The organism is Curtobacterium flaccumfaciens UCD-AKU, assembly GCF_000349565.1.
In the GTDB taxonomy this organism is placed as follows: domain Bacteria; phylum Actinomycetota; class Actinomycetes; order Actinomycetales; family Microbacteriaceae; genus Curtobacterium; species Curtobacterium poinsettiae.
Genome location: NZ_KB714610.1, coordinates 113,485 through 129,270, shown reverse-complemented (window position 1 = coordinate 129,270; position 15,786 = coordinate 113,485). Strand labels below are relative to the sequence as shown.

Sequence of the window (15,786 nt, the reverse complement as noted above, 5' to 3'; positions counted from 1 at the left end):
AACCGTGCCGCGCGCCTGGCGTGGCGCGTGTCGCGGACGGGAGTCCGCTCAGATACCGCGTGCCAGGGCGGCGACCACGAACCGGGCGATGATGACGACGAGCATCACGATCGTCCAGCCGAAGTCGAGCGCCACCGGCCCCAGGCGGAGCGGCGGGAGGACCCGTCGCACCGCTCGGATGGGCGGATCCGTGATCGTGTAGACGAACTCGGACACCACGAGCATGCCCCCGCGCGGACGCCAGGAGCGGTTGAAGCTCTGCACGAGGTCGAGCGCGAAGCGCCCCCACATCACGAAGAAGTACAGGAGCAACGCGAGGGAGATGATCCCTAGGATCACGGACACGATGGGGCTCGCTCGTCTCGGGCGAGCGTCGTCAGACGACGCTCAGGGGCGGGTGTGCCGGGTACGGCTCAGGACTGGGCGAAGAAGTTCGCCTCGATGTCGGACTCTACCTCAGCAGGCTCACCACTCACTGCGACGTGCGCCGGCGACAGGAGGAAGACCTTGTTGGTGACGCGCTCGATCTTGCCGAACAGCCCGAGCGACAGACCGGAGGCGAAGTCGATCATGCGTCGAGCGTCACCCTCGGTCATCTGCGAGAGGTTGATGATGACGGGGATGCCGTCGCGGAAGCTCTCGGCGATGGACTGGGCGTCCTTGTACTCGCGCGGGTGGACGGTGAGGATCTCGTTCATTTCCTGGACCGGGGTCGCCTTCTGTGCGGTCGTGTGCGAGCGGCGGAGCGGAGTGACCTGGGCGCCGCGCTGGTGGGTGTGCGTCTTGGTGGGAGCCGGCGCCGCTGCGGGAACGGCCACCGGGGCTGCTGCCGCGGCGGGGGTCTCCTGCGGTTCGGCGGCCGCCGGAGCAGCCGCTGCGGCCTGGCGAGCAGGGGCTGCCTGCTGGCGCGCGGGCTCGGCCTGCTGCTCGTCCCCGTAGTCGAGTTCCTCGTCGGCGAGGCCGAGGTAGACCATCGTCTTCTTCAGCGGGTTGGCCATGGTTCCTCCGGGGTTCGTGCTCGTGGTGCCCTGCAACGAGGCTAGGGTGCGAGCGGCCGGTTTCCCGTGATTGCGGTGCCGATCCGCAGGTGTGTCGCGCCCTCGAGGATCGCCTCGGCGTAGTCCCCGCTCATGCCGGCCGAGATGTCGGTGGCACCGGGCTCGAGCGCCACGACCCGCTCGGAGATCGAACGGAGCCGGGCGAAGGCTGGACGGGGTTCCTCGTCGAGGGGTGCGACGGCCATCACACCCCGCAACCGGATCGTCCCGGTGGCCAGCACGCGCTCCACCATCGCCTCGACGTCGTCCGGCTGCACCCCACCACGGCCGGGGTCGTCGGTCAGGTTGACCTGCACGAACCCGTCGATGACCGGCGGTTCCGGCTCGGCCTCGGTCGGGGCGAACGCGTCGACGACGGAGCCACGGTCGAGCGACTGCACGACGTGGGCGTACCGACGGGCCTGCCGGGCCTTCTTCGACTGCAGCTGCCCGACGAAGTGCCAGGTCAGGTCGAGGTCGGCGAGTTCCGCAGCCTTGGCCTGTGCCTCTTGGTGGCGGTTCTCCCCCACGTCCGTCACGCCGAGTGCGGCGAGCTCGCGCACGAGGGACGCCGGGTGGTACTTCGTGACGACGATCAGCGTGAGTTCGTCGGCCGAGCGCCCTGCGGCGCGCGCTGCGTCGGCGATGCCCCTCCGGACGGACGCAACGCGCGCCTCCAGTCCGTCGTCGTGAGACGAGGTCTGGAGGCGCGTGTCGGCTACCACGGGCGGGTTACTTCAGGAAGTCGGGGACGTCGAGCTCGTCGTCGTCGTCGAACGCCGGGTCGGCGGCGCGCTGCACCGGCGGCTGGTGTTCCTGCGAGGCCCAGGACGGGCTCGACGTGGTGGAGTCCTCGATCGCGCCGGTCGAAGCGGCGACGGGTGCCGAGACACTCGACTCCGGGTCGACGTAGCTGGAGCGACGCTCCTTCTGCTGCTGCGCCGGCTCTCCACCGTCGAAGCCCGCGGCGATGACGGTGACACGGACCTCGTCACCCAGGGTGTCGTCGATGACCGCACCGAAGATGATGTTCGCCTCGGGGTGCACGGCTTCCTGCACCAGACGAGCGGCGTCGTTGATCTCGAAGATGCCGAGGTTCGAGCCGCCCTGGATCGAGAGCAGCACGCCGTGCGCACCGTCGATCGAGGCCTCGAGCAGCGGCGACGCGACGGCGAGCTCGGCCGCCTTGATCGCACGGTCGGCACCGCGCGACGAACCGATGCCCATGAGCGCGGAACCCGCACCCTGCATGACGCTCTTCACGTCGGCGAAGTCGAGGTTGATCAGGCCGGGGGTGGTGATGAGGTCGGTGATGCCCTGCACGCCGGCCAGGAGCACCTGGTCGGCCGTGGCGAACGCCTCGACCATGGAGATGCCACGGTCGCTGATCTCGAGCAGGCGGTCGTTCGGCACGACGATGAGCGTGTCGACCTCGTCCTTGAGGCCAGCGACGCCGTTCTCGGCCTGGGACTGGCGGCGCTTGCCCTCGAAGCTGAACGGCTTCGTGACGACACCGATGGTCAGCGCGCCGATGGACTTCGCGATGCGCGCGACGACCGGAGCACCACCGGTGCCGGTGCCGCCGCCCTCGCCCGCGGTGACGAACACCATGTCGGCGCCGGCCAGGGCCTCTTCGATCTCCTCGGCGTGGTCCTCGGCGGCACGACGGCCGACCTCGGGGTCCGCGCCGGCGCCGAGCCCGCGGGTGATCTCGCGGCCGACGTCGAGCTTGACGTCGGCGTCGCTGAGCAGCAGTGCCTGGGCGTCGGTGTTGATCGCGATGAACTCGACCCCACGGAGACCGAGCTCGATCATGCGGTTGACGGCGTTGACGCCGCCGCCGCCGACACCGACGACCTTGATGACGGCGAGGTAGTTGTGGTTCGTGGTCACGTCAGTCAGGCCTCCGGTAGAACCCTCAACCTCTACTTGAAGTTCAGGGGCAATGCTGGTAGATGTGGTGCTGGCTTCGACGCTACGGGTGCGTTCGGCGCACTGTCGCCCCGCCACGCCGCGTGTCGCCGATCAGGTCCGGCAATTCAGTCCTTCGCGCGGATCACGCCGTTGTCCGGTGCCGACACGTCGTACTCGACGACGACGCCCGGGTTCCGCGCCTCGTGGTCCTTGACCAACGCGGCGAGCAGCGCGGCCTTCGCGTCCGAGTCGTCCGGGCTCCCCCACACGACGGTCGAGCCGTCCTTGAGGGTCAGGGTGACGTCGTCGGCGGTGGACCCGGCGACGCGGGTGACCTGGGACCGCACCGTCGACGGCAACGCCAGCACGACCTCGGTCATCGTGCGGAAGCTCGAGGAGCCCAGGCGTGCACGGGCGATGTCGGCGAGCGGCATCGTGGCCGGACGCTTCGGCGACGACTGCACGACGATGCCGGCGGGGTCGACGAGGTCGAACGTGCTGCCGGACCGCACGGCGACCACCGGCGTGCGCTCGGTGACCGTGACGACGAGCGTGTGCGGCGGCGCCTCTTCGGTCACGTAGCTCTCGATCAGCGGGAACCCGGCGACGTCGCGCTTGATCGCGGCGAAGTCGAGCCGGGCCAGGGGGGTGCCGATCTGGTCGGACAGCGCCTGGCGCAGGGCCGTCTCGTCGACGCGGTTGGTCCCCTTGACCTCGATCGTGCGGAGCGCCATCAGCGGCGAGAACACCGCGACCAAGATCGAGACCCCGAGCACCAGGACGACGCTCGCCGCCGTGATCCAGGCGGCGCGACGGTGCCGGCTACGCCGGGTGAACCGGCGGACCTCGGCACGCTCGAGCAGGCGACGGCGACGCTTCGCGATGCGCGCCTCGCGGGCGGTCTCCGCGGCGCGCACCCGCGCCCCGATGGGCGCCTCGGCGTGCTGCTCCGTCCGGGAGGCACCGCTCGCGTCGAGGACGTCGGTCACGGTCGCGTCGTGGTCGCGTCCACTGCCCGCCGCGCCCCCGGACGGTCGTCGCGCCCCGTCTCCTCGGGGCGCGTTGCCCGCGTCGGGGCGCGGGTCGCGGTGGTCCTCGTCCGGTGTGTACTCGCGCAGGCGATCGGCGACCGCCCCGAAGCCGGCGCCGACGCGGCGGCCGGCCGCGCCCGCGAGGGCGCCGACGCGGTCGCGCGTCGAGTCGGCGGCATCGGTGGTCGGATCTGCGCCCGCGGACGGCCGTCGCGCCCCGACACTCGGGGGCGCACCGACCGCTGGGGGGCGCGTGCCGGAGGCACCGGGTGCCGGAGTGCTGCCCGGGGTGGTGGGGGCGGGGGTCTCGACGGCCGCAGCCGACTCGTCGGACGCGGGACGGGCCTCCCGGGCGTCGGCGACGCGGCCGCGGAACGGCAGCCGCGGCTTCGAGGGACCACGACGCTGCCGGGGCGCTTCCGCAGCCTCGGCCGGGGCGTCCTGGCGGGCGTCCCCCTCGTCGAACCCCTCGGGGCGCTTCACCGGGACGACGCTCCGTCGGTGCCCAGGGCGTCGAGCACCTGCGGGATGATCCGGTACACGTCGCCGCAGCTGAGGGTCATGATGATGTCACCGTCCCGGGCGACCGCGGCCGCACGGGCCGCAGCGTCGTCCCAGTCGGGCAGGAACTCGACGCGCGACTGGTCGGCGAAGCGCTCCTGCACCAGGGCACCGGTCACGCCGGGCTCCGGGTCCTCGCGGGCGCCGTAGACGTCGAGCACGACCGTGTGGTCGGCGAGTTCCTCGTACACCTTGGCGAAGTCGCCGGCCATCAGACGGGTGCGGGAGTACAGGTGCGGCTGGTGGATCGCGATGATGCGGCCGTCCCCGACCACGTTGCGGGCGGCCTTGAGCGCGGCGGCCACCTCGGTCGGGTGGTGCGCGTAGTCGTCGTAGACCGAGACCCCGCGCTCGACCCCGTGCAGCTCGAAGCGGCGCTGGGTGCCGCCGAACGCCTCGAGCCCGCGGATCGCGTCGACCGGGGCGACGCCGAGACCGGTCAGCACCGCGAAGGCACCGACGGCGTTGATCGCGTTGTGCCGGCCGGGCACGCGGAGGGTCAGGTGGTACGCCTGACCACCCGCGCGGAAGTCGACCTCGACGCCGGCGGACTCGGTGATGCCCTCGATGCGGACGTCCGCGTCGGCGGCCTCGCCGAAGGTGACGATCTCGGGGGCGTCCGGGCGCTGGCGGATGCCGGCCGTGACCGTCTTCGCACCGGCGTCGTCGCTCGAGATGACGACGCGCTGGCTCGCCTTCGCGGCGAACTCGACGAAGGCCTCGGTGAAGGCCTCCTCGCTGCCGTAGTGGTCCAGGTGGTCGGCGTCGACGTTCGTGACGAGGGCCACCGCGACGTCGTAGAGCAGGAACGAGCCGTCGGACTCGTCGGCCTCGACGACGAACAGGTCGCTGGACCCCGGGGCCGAGCTGGTGCCGAGGGACTGGATGACGCCGCCGTTGACGAAGCTCGGGTCGAGACCGAGCTCGACCATGGCGGTGACGATCATGCCGGTCGAGGTGGTCTTGCCGTGCGCACCGGCGACCGCGACCAGGCGGTGCTCGGCGATCAGGGCGGCGAGGGCCTGCGACCGGTGCAGGACCGGCAGGCCGCGGCGCTGGGCCTCGAGGAGCTCGGGGTTGTCCGGCCACAGTGCGCTCGTGACGACGATGCTGTCCGCCTCGCCGACGTTCGCGGCGTCGTGCCCGATGTGCACCGTCGCACCGAGGTCGCGCATCGTGCCGGTGGTCTCCGTCTCGCGGGAGTCACTGCCGGTCACGCGGTGGCCGGCCGCGAGGAACATCCGGGCGATCCCGCTCATGCCCGAGCCGCCGATGCCGACGAAGTGCACCGTGCCGAGGTCGTCCGGGATCGGCTGGGTCAGGTCCGGCTTGATGGTCATCGTTCCTCCGTGGTGCTGGGGGCCGCCTTCGCGGCGTCGAGGACCAGGTCCGTCATCCGGTCGGCGCCGTCGCGGTGGCCCACGCTGCCCGCCCGCACGGTCATGTCCGCGATGCGGGAGCGGTCCTGCAGGATGCTCAGCAACTGGAACGTCACCCAGTCGCGGTCGAATTCCCCGTCGGCCACCAGGACGGCTCCCCCGGCGTCGACGACGTCCTTCGCGTTGTGACGCTGCTCGCCGTTGCCCACCGGGTACGGCACGAGCACGCTCGGCAGTCCGACGGCCGTGAGCTCGCAGACCATGCCGGCGCCGGCGCGCGACACGACGAAGTCGCTCGCCGCGTAGGCCAGGTCCATCCGGTCGCAGTACGGCAGCACGTGGTAGCCCTCGAGGTCGCTCGGGCCGATGTCCGACGCGGCGCCCACGACGTGCAGGACCTGCCAGCCGGCACCGACGATCGCGGCGGCCGACTGGTTGATCGTCCGGTTGATGCTCCGCGCGCCCGAGGACCCACCGGTGACGAGCAGGACCGGCCGGTCCGGGTCCAGCCCGAACTCGGCGAGCCCCTCGGCACGGGAGGCACGGCGGTCGAGTGACTCGATCTCGCGACGGAGCGGCATGCCCACGACGCGGCCGTGGCGCAGGCGCGTGTTCGAGAAGGTCAGGCCGACGTGCTCGGTGAGGAACGCGGCGAGGCGGTTCGCCAGCCCGGGCTTCGCGTTCTGCTCGTGCACGACGATCGGGGTGCCGGTGCGGCGGGCGGCGATGTACGCCGGAGCGGCCGCGTAGCCACCCACACCGAGCACCACCTCGATCTCGTGGTCGCGGATGATCTGCTCGGTCCGCTTGACCGCCGCTGCGAAGCGCTGCGGGAAGCGCAGGGCCGCACTGTTCAGCTTCCGCGGGAACGGCAGGCGCGGGATCGTCAGCAGCTCGTAGCCGCGCATCGGGACGAGGCGGGACTCCAGGCCCTCGGCGGTGCCCAGCACGAGGACCTCGGCGCCGGGCTCCCGCTCGGTCAGGCGGTCGGCGACCGCGAGCAGGGGGTTGACGTGGCCGGCGGTGCCGCCGCCGGCGAAGAGGTACTTGCTCACCGCAGTGATCCGTTCGTGGAGGTCCGGCCGAGTGGGGCGTTCGTCAGGCCGGGGTCGTTCTTGCCGGGCAGGTCACGGGCGAAGGAGAGCACGACGCCGATCGCCACCAGGGTCATGATGAGGGCCGAACCACCGGCCGAGATGAGTGGCAGGGGCACACCGAGCACCGGCAGCAGGCCGAGCACGACCGCGATGTTGATGAGTGCCTGGCCGATGATCCACGCGAGGATGCCGCCGGTGACCGTCTTGACGAAGGGGTCGCGGGACTGCCGGATGATCTTGATCATGCCGACGGCGAGCACGACGAACAGGCTCAGCACCACGACGGCACCGATCAGGCCGAGCTCCTCGCCGATGATCGCGAAGATGTAGTCGTTGTCCGCCTCGGGCAGCCACGACCACTTGGCCTTCGAGTTGCCGAGGCCCACGCCGAACACCCCGCCGGACGCGAGCGCCCACATGCCGTGCACGGGCTGCCAGCAGATGTCCTGGTACTGGCTGGAGTCGGTGCACCCGGAGAGCCATGCGCTGATGCGCGTCGACCGCGAGGCCGACGCCATCGTGACGAAGGGCAGCATCACGGCGAACGCGGCCAGGCCGACGAGCAGGTGCCGGGCGCGGACACCGCCGATGTACAGGGCGCCGAAGACCAGGATGAGCATGACCATCGCCGTGCCCTGGTCGCCACCCAGGACCACGAGCCCGAGCGACAGCATCGAGGCGATCCCGATCGGGATGAAGACCTCTTTCCAGTCGTCGAGCTTCTCCCGCTTGACGTAGAGGATCGCGCCGATGCCGAGCACCAGGCCGAGCTTGACGACCTCGGACGGCTGCGCGGTGAACGACCCGAGCTTGATCCAGTTCCGGTTGCCCTGGATGTCGAGACCGAGCGGGGTGAACACGAGCAGCTGCAGCACGAGCGCCGCGCCGAGCAGCCGCATCGCCCACTTCCGCCAGATCCGGGTCGGGACCCGGCTCGCGATGAGCATGAGCGGCACGCCGAGCACGGCGTACAGGCCCTGGCGGGAAGCCGCCCCGAAGAAGTCGTGGGTCGCCGCGTACTCCTCGACGCTCGACGAGGACAGCACCATGACGACGCCGAAGACGACGAGGAACAGCGTGACGCCGAGGATCGTGTAGAAGGTGCTGGACTCCGCGACGAAGACGTTCTTGACGGCGACGATCGCGCCGTTCGTCCGTCGTGGGGTCGACGCGGTCCGGCCGTTACGGCTGTTCGGAAGATCCGTCGGTGTCGTCGCCATCGACTTCTCCTCCCAGGTGTTCGTTGACCGCGGCAGCGAAACGCTGCCCCCGGTCGGCGTAGGAGCCGAACTGGTCGAACGACGCCGCCGCCGGGGCGAGGAGGACCGTGTCGCCCGGCCTCGCGACCGATGCGGCATGCCGGACCGCCTCGCGCATGACCTGATCAGTGTCCGTCGTCTCGACCTGGAGCACGGGGACCGCGGACGCGTGTCGCGCGAATGCCTCGAGCACCGGGGCCCGGTCGGTCCCGATGACGACGACGGCGCGGACGTCCGGACCGAAGCGCTCGACCAGGCCGTCGATGTCGACGCCCTTGAACAGGCCCCCGACGATCCACACGACGGTGTCGAAGGACGCCAGGGACGCGGTGGCGGCGTGCGGGTTCGTGGCCTTGGAGTCGTCGACCCAGGCGATGCCCGCGGACTCTGCGACGAGCTCGGTGCGGTGGTGGTCGGCACGGAAGGCCCGGACGGCCGTCTGGATGGCGCTCGGCTGGACGGTGCCGGCACGCGCCAGCGCAGCGGCGGCCAGGACGTTCATGGTCATGTGCGGGCTGGCGAGCCCGGCGGCCTCGAGGTCGGCGACCGTCGAGAGCTCGAGTGCGCTGTTGCGGCGGTCCTCGTTGAAGGCCCGGTCGCACAGGACGTCCTCGACGATGCCGACGTCACCGGGGGCGGGGACACCGGGGGTGAAGCCGACCGCTCGGCAGCCCTCCACCACGTCGGCCTCCTGCACCATCTGCCGGGTGACCTCGTCCGAGGTGTTGTAGACGCACGCCATCACGGTGCGCTCGTAGACCTTGGCCTTCGCCGCGCGGTACGCCTCGGCGGAACCGTGCCACTCCAGGTGGTCGTCGGCGATGTTCAGGCAGGCACTCGCGAGGGGCACCACGGCACCGTCGCCGGATGTCGCCATGTAGTGCAGCTGGTGACTCGACAGCTCGACGACGAGCACGTCGTACCCGACCGGGTCGCGGACGACATCGAGCACCGGCACGCCGATGTTCCCGCACGCCACGGCCCGCAGTCCGCCGGCCTCGTACATCGCGGTCGTCAGCTGCGTCGTCGTGGTCTTGCCGTTCGTGCCGGTGATCGTGATCCACGGGGCCGCGACCGGGCCGCGGACGACCTTGTCGCGGACACGCCAGGCGAGCTCGATGTCGCCCCAGACGGTGCTGTTCGCCACCGACCACCGCACGGTGGCGTTGTGCGGGGGCAGCCCCGGCGACACGACCACGACGTCGGGCGCCTGCGCGACGAGCGCGTCCGGCACGGTGTCGAGCGGCGTCTGCAAGAACCGGGCACCGATGACGTCGAGCAGCTCGACGCTGTCGGCCGGGGCGTCGGACGAGTAGACCGTCACCTCGCTGCCGAGCTCGACGAGGGTGTCGGCGACCGAGAACCCGGTGGCACCCAGGCCGAGGACGGCGACGTTCAGCCCCTTCCACCCTTCGGCGTGCCAGCTGTCGAGGGACTCGAGACGGGACGACGAGGACACCGGGTCAACCAACGCTTGCGATCCATTCGAGGTAGAAGAGCCCGACCCCCGCCGCGACGAAGAGTCCGGCGATGATCCAGAAGCGGACGACGACCGTCACCTCGGCCCACCCCTTCAGTTCGAAGTGGTGGTGCAGCGGACTCATCAGGAAGATGCGCTTGCCGTGGGTGATCTTGAAGTACGCACGCTGCAGGATGACCGAACCGGTGACGATGAAGAACAGGCCACCGATGAGGACCAGCAGCAGCTCGGTGCGGCTGAGGATCGCGAGGCCGGCCAGGGCACCACCGAGGCCGAGCGAACCGGTGTCGCCGAGGAAGATCTGTGCCGGCGAGGTGTTGTACCAGAGGAACCCGATGAGCCCACCGCAGACAGCGGCCGCGACCACGGCGAGGTCGAGCGGGTTCGCGACGGTGTAGCAGGCGTGTGCGGTGTCCGAGTCGAGCCGGGTCCCGCCGCAGATCTGGTTCGACTGCCAGAAACCGATGATGACGTACGAGCCGATCGCCAGGATGCTCGATCCCGTCGCCAGGCCGTCGAGGCCGTCGGCGACGTTCACGCCGTTCGACGTGGACACCGTCAGCAGGACGATCCAGCCGAGGAACAGCACCGTGCCGATGACGGTGCCGAGCGCCATGAAGTCGAGCCACGGCACGTCGCGGACGGCCGAGATCATCGTGGATGCCGGGGGCTTGCCGTTCGACGTGGGTACGACCAGTGCGATCGTGGCGAAGATGACGCCGACGATGACCTGGCCGAGGATCTTCGCCCAGCCACCGAGCCCGAGGCTCCGCTGACGCCGGACCTTGAGGAAGTCGTCGATGAAGCCGACGAACCCGAGCCCGACCATCAGGAACAGCACGAGCAGGCCGGACAGCGTGATCGAGTCGCCTCCGATCAGGTGGCCCACGAAGTACCCGATCACCGCACCGATGATGAGGACGATGCCACCCATCGTGGCGGTGCCGCGCTTGGTGTGGTGGGACTGTGGGCCGTCGTCACGGATGAACTGCCCCCACCCGAGACGGTGGAAGAGCTTGATGAAGAACGGGGTGAGCAGCAACGTGAACACCAGCGACGTGGCGCCGGCGATGAGGAGCGCGATCATTCGGTGACACCTCCGAGGCGGTCGCCGAGGAATCGCAGTTCGGCAGACTTCGAGGACTTGACGAGGACGACGTCGCCGGGGCGGAGCATCTCCTGCATGGCACGGACGGCGTCGTCGACGTCCTCGATGTACACGGACTCGCCGTCCCACGATCCCTCGAGGGTGGCGGCCTGGTGGATGGGCATCGCGCCGCGGCCGACGACCACGAGCTGTCCGATGCCGAGGCGGACGACGAGCCGACCGATGCGGTCGTGCTCCTCGACGGAGAACTCACCGAGCTCGGCCATCTCACCGAGCACGGCGACGGTCCGCTCGCCCGGGCGCACGATCTGCGCCAGGGTCCGCAGCGCCGCCGCGGTGGAGTCGGGCGACGCGTTGTACGCGTCGTTGATCACGGTGACGCCCTCGGGGCCGCCCTGGAGCAGCTCCATGCGCCAGCGCTCGGCGCGCGTCATCGACGCGAGCGCCGCGGCGCCGTCGGCGAGCGGGACGCCCCACAGGTGGGCGACGGTGAGCGCGGCGGACGCGTTCATCGCGTGGTGCTCACCCAGGATCGCGAGGCGCACGTCGACGTGATCCGGGCCTCCAGACAGGGTTGCGTCCGTCGGACGGTCGCCTTCGGGGCGGACGGGAGGAACGGTGAGGGTGAAGCGGGTGCCGCTGCGGTCCGTCTCGATGCCGGTGATGCGGTAGTCGGCCTCGGCCGACGTGCCGAAGCCCACCACGCGCGCGGCCGTCAGGTCGCGCATCGACGCGACGCGGTCGTCGTCGACGTTGAGCAGGGCCGTGGCGGTCTCGGGCAGGTCGGTGACCATCTCGGACTTCGCGCGCTGCGTCGCCTCGATGCCGCCGAACTCGCCGGCGTGCGCGAGGCCCACCTTGAGGACGACACCGAGGTCGGGCTCGGCGATCGACACGAGCTTGGCGATGTGGCCGACGCCGCTCGCGCCCATCTCGACCACCAGGTACCGGGTGTCGTACGTGACGCGGAGCATCGAGATCGGTGCGCCGACGTGGTTGTTGAACGAGCCCTCGGGTGCGATCGTCGCGCCGTGCTGCTCGAGGATCGTGCGGAGCATGTTCTTCGTGCTCGTCTTGCCGTTCGAGCCGGTGATGCCGACGACCCGCAGGGGTGCCGGGCGACCGTCGGCGTCGACGCGGTCCGCGGTGCTCATGCGGACACGGGTGACGACCTCGTGCGCGAGCGCAGCGAGGGCCTCGTAGCCGTCCGTGACGACGATCTGCGGCGCGGTGGTGTCGACACGCTCCGGCGTGATCACCAGGGCGGCACCGGCGTCGACCGCGGCGGGCACGAAGCGCCGGCCGTCGGTGACCTCGCCGGGCAGGGCGAAGAAGACGCTGCCGGGACGGACCAGGCGGGAGTCGGTCTCGACCGAGCCCTCGACGACCAGGTCGCCGGGCTCGGCGACGTCGGTTGCCTGGGCGCCGCCGATCAGCTCGCCGCTGACCGCGGTGGCGATCTCGGCGAGGGTCATGGCGATCATCGGACGTCCTCCGCCGGACCGGAGTTCGGCTCCCAGCCGGCCTCGCGGAGGGCCGCACGGGCCTCGTCGCGGGCGGAGTACGGCGTTCGGACACCCTGGATGTCGCGGTAGTCCTGGTGGCCCGGGCCGGCCCAGAGGATCGAGTCCCCTTCACCGAGCAGGCCCACCGCGGTGCGGATCGCGGCCTCGGGCGGGCTGACCTCGTGGATCTCGTGGTCCGGGTAGGCGGCGCGTGCGGCGTCGACCAGGGTCTTCCGGATCGACGCGGCGTCCTCGAAGCGGGGGTGGTGGTCGGTGACGACGAGGATGTCGCTGCCGGCGGCGGCCACGCGGGCCATGTCGCCACGCTTCGTGGTGTCGCGGTCACCGTCGGCGCCGAACAGCATCAGCACCTTGCCGGCGGTGAACTGCCGGACCGCGGCGAGCGTGTTCTCGAAGGCGTCGGCGCTGTGGCCGAAGTCGACGTAGACGCTCGGCCCGTGCTCGCCGGAGACCCGCTCGGTGCGACCGGGCAAGTAGCACTCGATGGCGGAGACGCGCTCGGACGCACCGTCACGCTCACGGTCGCCCGATCCGTCCTCGTCGGGGTAACGGCGGTGGTTGCTCTCGAGCGCGTGCGCGATGGCACCGAGCTCGAAGCCGCCCTCGACCAGCATGACGATCGCCAGTGCGGCGTTCGCGGCCATGTGCCAGCCGATCAGGGGCACACGGGTCGTGAGCTCGCGACCCTCGGGACCCGTCAGGCGGAACTCGGTGTAGGCGGCGTGTGCCTCGACGATGTCGACGTGCCACTCGGCCTCGACGTCGGGGTGCACCGTGATGGTGGTGACCGGGATGCGGGAGTCCTGCACCACGCGGTGGCCCCAGTCGGTGTCCAGCGAGACGACGCCGCGGCGGGCGTGCTCGGGCTGGAACAGCGGGAGCTTCGCCTGGTAGTACTCCTCCATGTCGGCGTAGTCGTCGAGGTGGTCGTGCGACAGGTTCGTGAAGGCCGCGACGTCGAAGACGATGCCGTCGACGCGGTGACGGCTGAGGGCCTGGGCACTGACCTCGACGGCGACGGCGCGGACCTCGCTCTCGCGCATGCGGGCGAGGAGCGCGTGCATCTCGCTGGCCTCGGGCGTGGTCAGGCGGCTCGTCACGCTGAGCGAGCCGATGTGGCGCTCGGCGGTGGAGCTCAGGCCGGTCACCAGGCCGAGCTGCTTGAGGATGCCCTCGAGGATGTAGGACGTGCTCGTCTTGCCGTTCGTGCCGGTGACGGCGAACAGCTGCGGCAGGTCGGTGGCCTCGTCGGGGTGGGTGCGGTAGACCCACGCGGCGACGTCGCCCAGGGCTGCGCGGGGATCGTCGACGACGAGCACCGGCAGGCCGGACGGCTCGACGAGTGCGACGCCGTCCTGGTCGGTCAGGACGGCGACCGCGCCGCGCTCGGCGGCCTCGGTCGCGAACTGGGCGCCGTGCCGGTTCGCGCCGTGCACGCCGACGAACAGGTCACCCGGCTGCACCTCGGTGGCACTCAGCGTGACGCCGGTGGTCTCGAGGGTGTCGACCGAGCCGACGACACGCAGACCGAACGCGTTCGCGAGTTCGGCGACGGCCCTCGGGGTCGGGTGTTCGGGTCGGAGGACCGGGGGGATCCGTGCGGACAAGTGTTCCTTCTTCCTCACCACGTGGACGGGTAGAGCTTCGCCTCGGACGCGGAGGGGGCTACTCGGTACTTCTCGAGCACCTGGGACATGAGTGTGCGGAACGCCGGAGCCGCTCCGCTGGACCACTTGTTGGTCTGCGGCTTCGTGAACGTCACCGTGACAACATACTGGGGGTCTTCGGCGGGTGCCATTCCGGCCACCGACGTGATGCGCTGACCGCCGTAGCCCTGCGACCCCTCGGCCACCTCGGCGGTGCCGGTCTTCGCGGCGATGTTGTAGCCGGAGATCGGCTTCATGCCCACCAGCGTGCCGCCCGTGACGACGCTCTGCAGCATGTCGGTGACCTGCGTGGCGGCGGCTGCGGACACGACGCGCTGCTTCTGCACGTCGGGCGCGTCGATCGTCTTGCCGTCGGCCGTGGTGCAGCCCTTGACGAAGTGCAGCGGGATCCGGACGCCGTCGTTCGCGATCGTCTGGAACACGCTCGCGACCTGCACGGCCGTCGTCGAGATGCCCTGGCCGAACATCGAGTTGATGTTCGTCTGCTGGTCCCAGTTCGGGCTCGTGCCGTAGTCCATCGAGGGCTGGCCCGGGTAGTCGATGGCCGTCTCCGGCTCGAACAGCCCGAACTTCTTCATGTAGTCGAAGCGCTGCTGGGCCGTCAGCCGTGCCCCGAGCTCGGTGATGCCGACGTTCGACGAGTTCTGCAGGATTCCGGTCAGCGTCAGGTTCTCGGTGGGGTGGAACTCCGAGTCGTGGATCGTGCCGCCCCAGGGGAACGTGCGCGAGTACGGCACGACGGCCTGGTCGGTGGGAGTCGACTTGCCCTGGTCGATCAGCGCGGCGGCGATCGCGGCCTTGATCGTGGAACCCGGCTCGTACGACGCCGTCAGGGCCCGGGAGCCGAAGGCACCCTTGTCGGTCGTGGCGTCGACGTCGTTCGGGTCCACGGTCGGGTAGTCGGCGACCGCCAGCAACTCGCCCGTCTTGACGCTCGTGACGGTGGCCGTCGCGGACTCCGCCTGCAGGGTCTTGGCGGCGGACGCGATGGTCTGCTGCGCCATGTACTGCAGGTCGCTGTCGATCGTCGTCTCGAGCGTGCCGCCGTCCTTGGCCTTCTTCGTGGTCACGGTGCTGCCGGGCAGCTGGACGCCGTCCTCGCCACGCTCGTAGGTCTCCGAGCCGTTGGTGCCGGCCAGGCACTGGTCGTAGGCGTACTCCAGGCCGGCCTGGGCGCCGTCGGTCCCCATGAACCCGGTCAGGTTGCCCGTCGTCGCAGCCGTCGGGTAGACCCGCGACGCCTGCTGCTCCTTGTAGATCCACGGGATGCCGAGGTCGACCACGGCCTCGTAGTGCCGGACGTCGAGGCCCTTGATCAGGTACGCGAAGTCGGACTTCGGGTTCGCGGCGATGTTCTTCCGCATGGTCGCGACGTCGCCGCCGGAGGCCTTCGCCAGGGCGTCGAGTGCGGTGCTGACGCTGACGTCCTTGATGCGGGTGCCGCCGAGCTTGCCCTTGAACTGCTTGACCAGGCGCGGCGAGGTCGTGATGTTGTACCGGGTCACGCTGTCGGCGAGTTCGGTGCCGTTGCGGTCCACGATCGCGCCACGGGTGCCGTAGATCGTCACGGGGATGCTGCGCTTCTGGGCCGACGCCTCGTTCAGCACCGATGCCTGGACGACCTGGATGTCGACGAGCCGGACCACGAACACCCCGACCAGGGCGATCACGGCGAGCATCACGATGCTGTAGCGCAGGCGTCGGTTGCGGATCGTCTTCGTCACGCG

Annotated in this window: 13 protein-coding genes; all 13 read right to left on the bottom strand. The window is 70.6% G+C overall.

Annotation, left to right across the window (positions count from 1 at the left end; genetic code table 11):
- Nucleotides 1–48: 48 nt before the first annotated feature.
- The 13 genes from H489_RS25890 to H489_RS25835 all read right to left on the bottom strand — a co-directional run bounded on the left by H489_RS25890 (nucleotide 49) and on the right by H489_RS25835 (nucleotide 15,783).
- Nucleotides 49–345: a YggT family protein gene (locus tag H489_RS25890; protein WP_017886631.1), complete on the bottom strand. Its 297-nt coding sequence runs from the start codon at nucleotides 343–345 to the stop codon at nucleotides 49–51.
- Between the two features lie 68 nt (nucleotides 346–413).
- Entirely contained in the window at nucleotides 414–998 is a 585-nt protein-coding gene (locus tag H489_RS25885; RefSeq protein WP_017886630.1) for a cell division protein SepF, read from the bottom strand.
- A gap of 41 nt (nucleotides 999–1,039) precedes the next feature.
- Nucleotides 1,040–1,762, bottom strand: coding sequence for a YggS family pyridoxal phosphate-dependent enzyme (locus tag H489_RS25880; RefSeq protein WP_017886629.1), 723 nt, complete (start codon nucleotides 1,760–1,762; stop codon nucleotides 1,040–1,042).
- A 7-nt stretch (nucleotides 1,763–1,769) separates the two neighbouring features.
- Complete coding sequence (gene ftsZ / locus H489_RS25875; protein WP_017886628.1) at nucleotides 1,770–2,930, bottom strand: cell division protein FtsZ; 1,161 nt, start codon at nucleotides 2,928–2,930, stop codon at nucleotides 1,770–1,772.
- Nucleotides 2,931–3,076: 146 nt separating this feature from the next.
- The gene (locus tag H489_RS36720; RefSeq protein WP_017886627.1) at nucleotides 3,077–4,465 is read right to left on the bottom strand and encodes an FtsQ-type POTRA domain-containing protein; all 1,389 of its coding nucleotides are present in this window, start codon (nucleotides 4,463–4,465) and stop codon (nucleotides 3,077–3,079) included.
- Nucleotides 4,462–5,883, bottom strand: a complete 1,422-nt coding sequence (murC, locus tag H489_RS25870; RefSeq protein ID WP_017886626.1) for a UDP-N-acetylmuramate--L-alanine ligase — start codon at nucleotides 5,881–5,883, stop codon at nucleotides 4,462–4,464. The genes H489_RS36720 and murC overlap by 4 nt, the downstream gene beginning before the upstream one ends.
- A complete protein-coding gene (murG, locus tag H489_RS25865; protein ID WP_017886625.1) occupies nucleotides 5,880–6,977 on the bottom strand; it encodes an undecaprenyldiphospho-muramoylpentapeptide beta-N-acetylglucosaminyltransferase in 1,098 nt (365 codons plus the stop codon). Before murG ends, murC begins: the two co-directional genes overlap by 4 nt.
- Nucleotides 6,974–8,239: a putative lipid II flippase FtsW gene (ftsW, locus tag H489_RS25860; protein ID WP_017886624.1), complete on the bottom strand. Its 1,266-nt coding sequence runs from the start codon at nucleotides 8,237–8,239 to the stop codon at nucleotides 6,974–6,976. Before ftsW ends, murG begins: the two co-directional genes overlap by 4 nt.
- Nucleotides 8,202–9,737, bottom strand: coding sequence for a UDP-N-acetylmuramoyl-L-alanine--D-glutamate ligase (murD, locus tag H489_RS25855; RefSeq protein WP_017886623.1), 1,536 nt, complete (start codon nucleotides 9,735–9,737; stop codon nucleotides 8,202–8,204). The genes ftsW and murD overlap by 38 nt, the downstream gene beginning before the upstream one ends.
- Nucleotides 9,738–9,741: 4 nt before the next feature.
- Nucleotides 9,742–10,845, bottom strand: coding sequence for a phospho-N-acetylmuramoyl-pentapeptide-transferase (gene mraY / locus H489_RS25850; RefSeq protein ID WP_017886622.1), 1,104 nt, complete (start codon nucleotides 10,843–10,845; stop codon nucleotides 9,742–9,744).
- The gene (locus H489_RS25845; protein ID WP_017886621.1) at nucleotides 10,842–12,350 is read right to left on the bottom strand and encodes a UDP-N-acetylmuramoyl-tripeptide--D-alanyl-D-alanine ligase; all 1,509 of its coding nucleotides are present in this window, start codon (nucleotides 12,348–12,350) and stop codon (nucleotides 10,842–10,844) included. Before H489_RS25845 ends, mraY begins: the two co-directional genes overlap by 4 nt.
- The gene (locus tag H489_RS25840; protein ID WP_017886620.1) at nucleotides 12,347–13,999 is read right to left on the bottom strand and encodes a Mur ligase family protein; all 1,653 of its coding nucleotides are present in this window, start codon (nucleotides 13,997–13,999) and stop codon (nucleotides 12,347–12,349) included. Before H489_RS25840 ends, H489_RS25845 begins: the two co-directional genes overlap by 4 nt.
- 14 nt (nucleotides 14,000–14,013) lie before the next feature.
- Complete coding sequence (locus tag H489_RS25835) at nucleotides 14,014–15,783, bottom strand: peptidoglycan D,D-transpeptidase FtsI family protein (protein ID WP_017886619.1); 1,770 nt, start codon at nucleotides 15,781–15,783, stop codon at nucleotides 14,014–14,016.
- Nucleotides 15,784–15,786 lie beyond the last annotated feature (3 nt).

Coding starts and splice junctions, on each gene's coding strand:
- mraY (WP_017886622.1), bottom strand. CDS start 10,845: ATGATCGCGCTCCTCATCGCCGGCGCCACGTCGCTGGTGTTCACGTTG.
- H489_RS25845 (WP_017886621.1), bottom strand. CDS start 12,350: ATGATCGCCATGACCCTCGCCGAGATCGCCACCGCGGTCAGCGGCGAG.
- ftsW (WP_017886624.1), bottom strand. CDS start 8,239: ATGGCGACGACACCGACGGATCTTCCGAACAGCCGTAACGGCCGGACC.
- murC (WP_017886626.1), bottom strand. CDS start 5,883: ATGACCATCAAGCCGGACCTGACCCAGCCGATCCCGGACGACCTCGGC.
- H489_RS25885 (WP_017886630.1), bottom strand. CDS start 998: ATGGCCAACCCGCTGAAGAAGACGATGGTCTACCTCGGCCTCGCCGAC.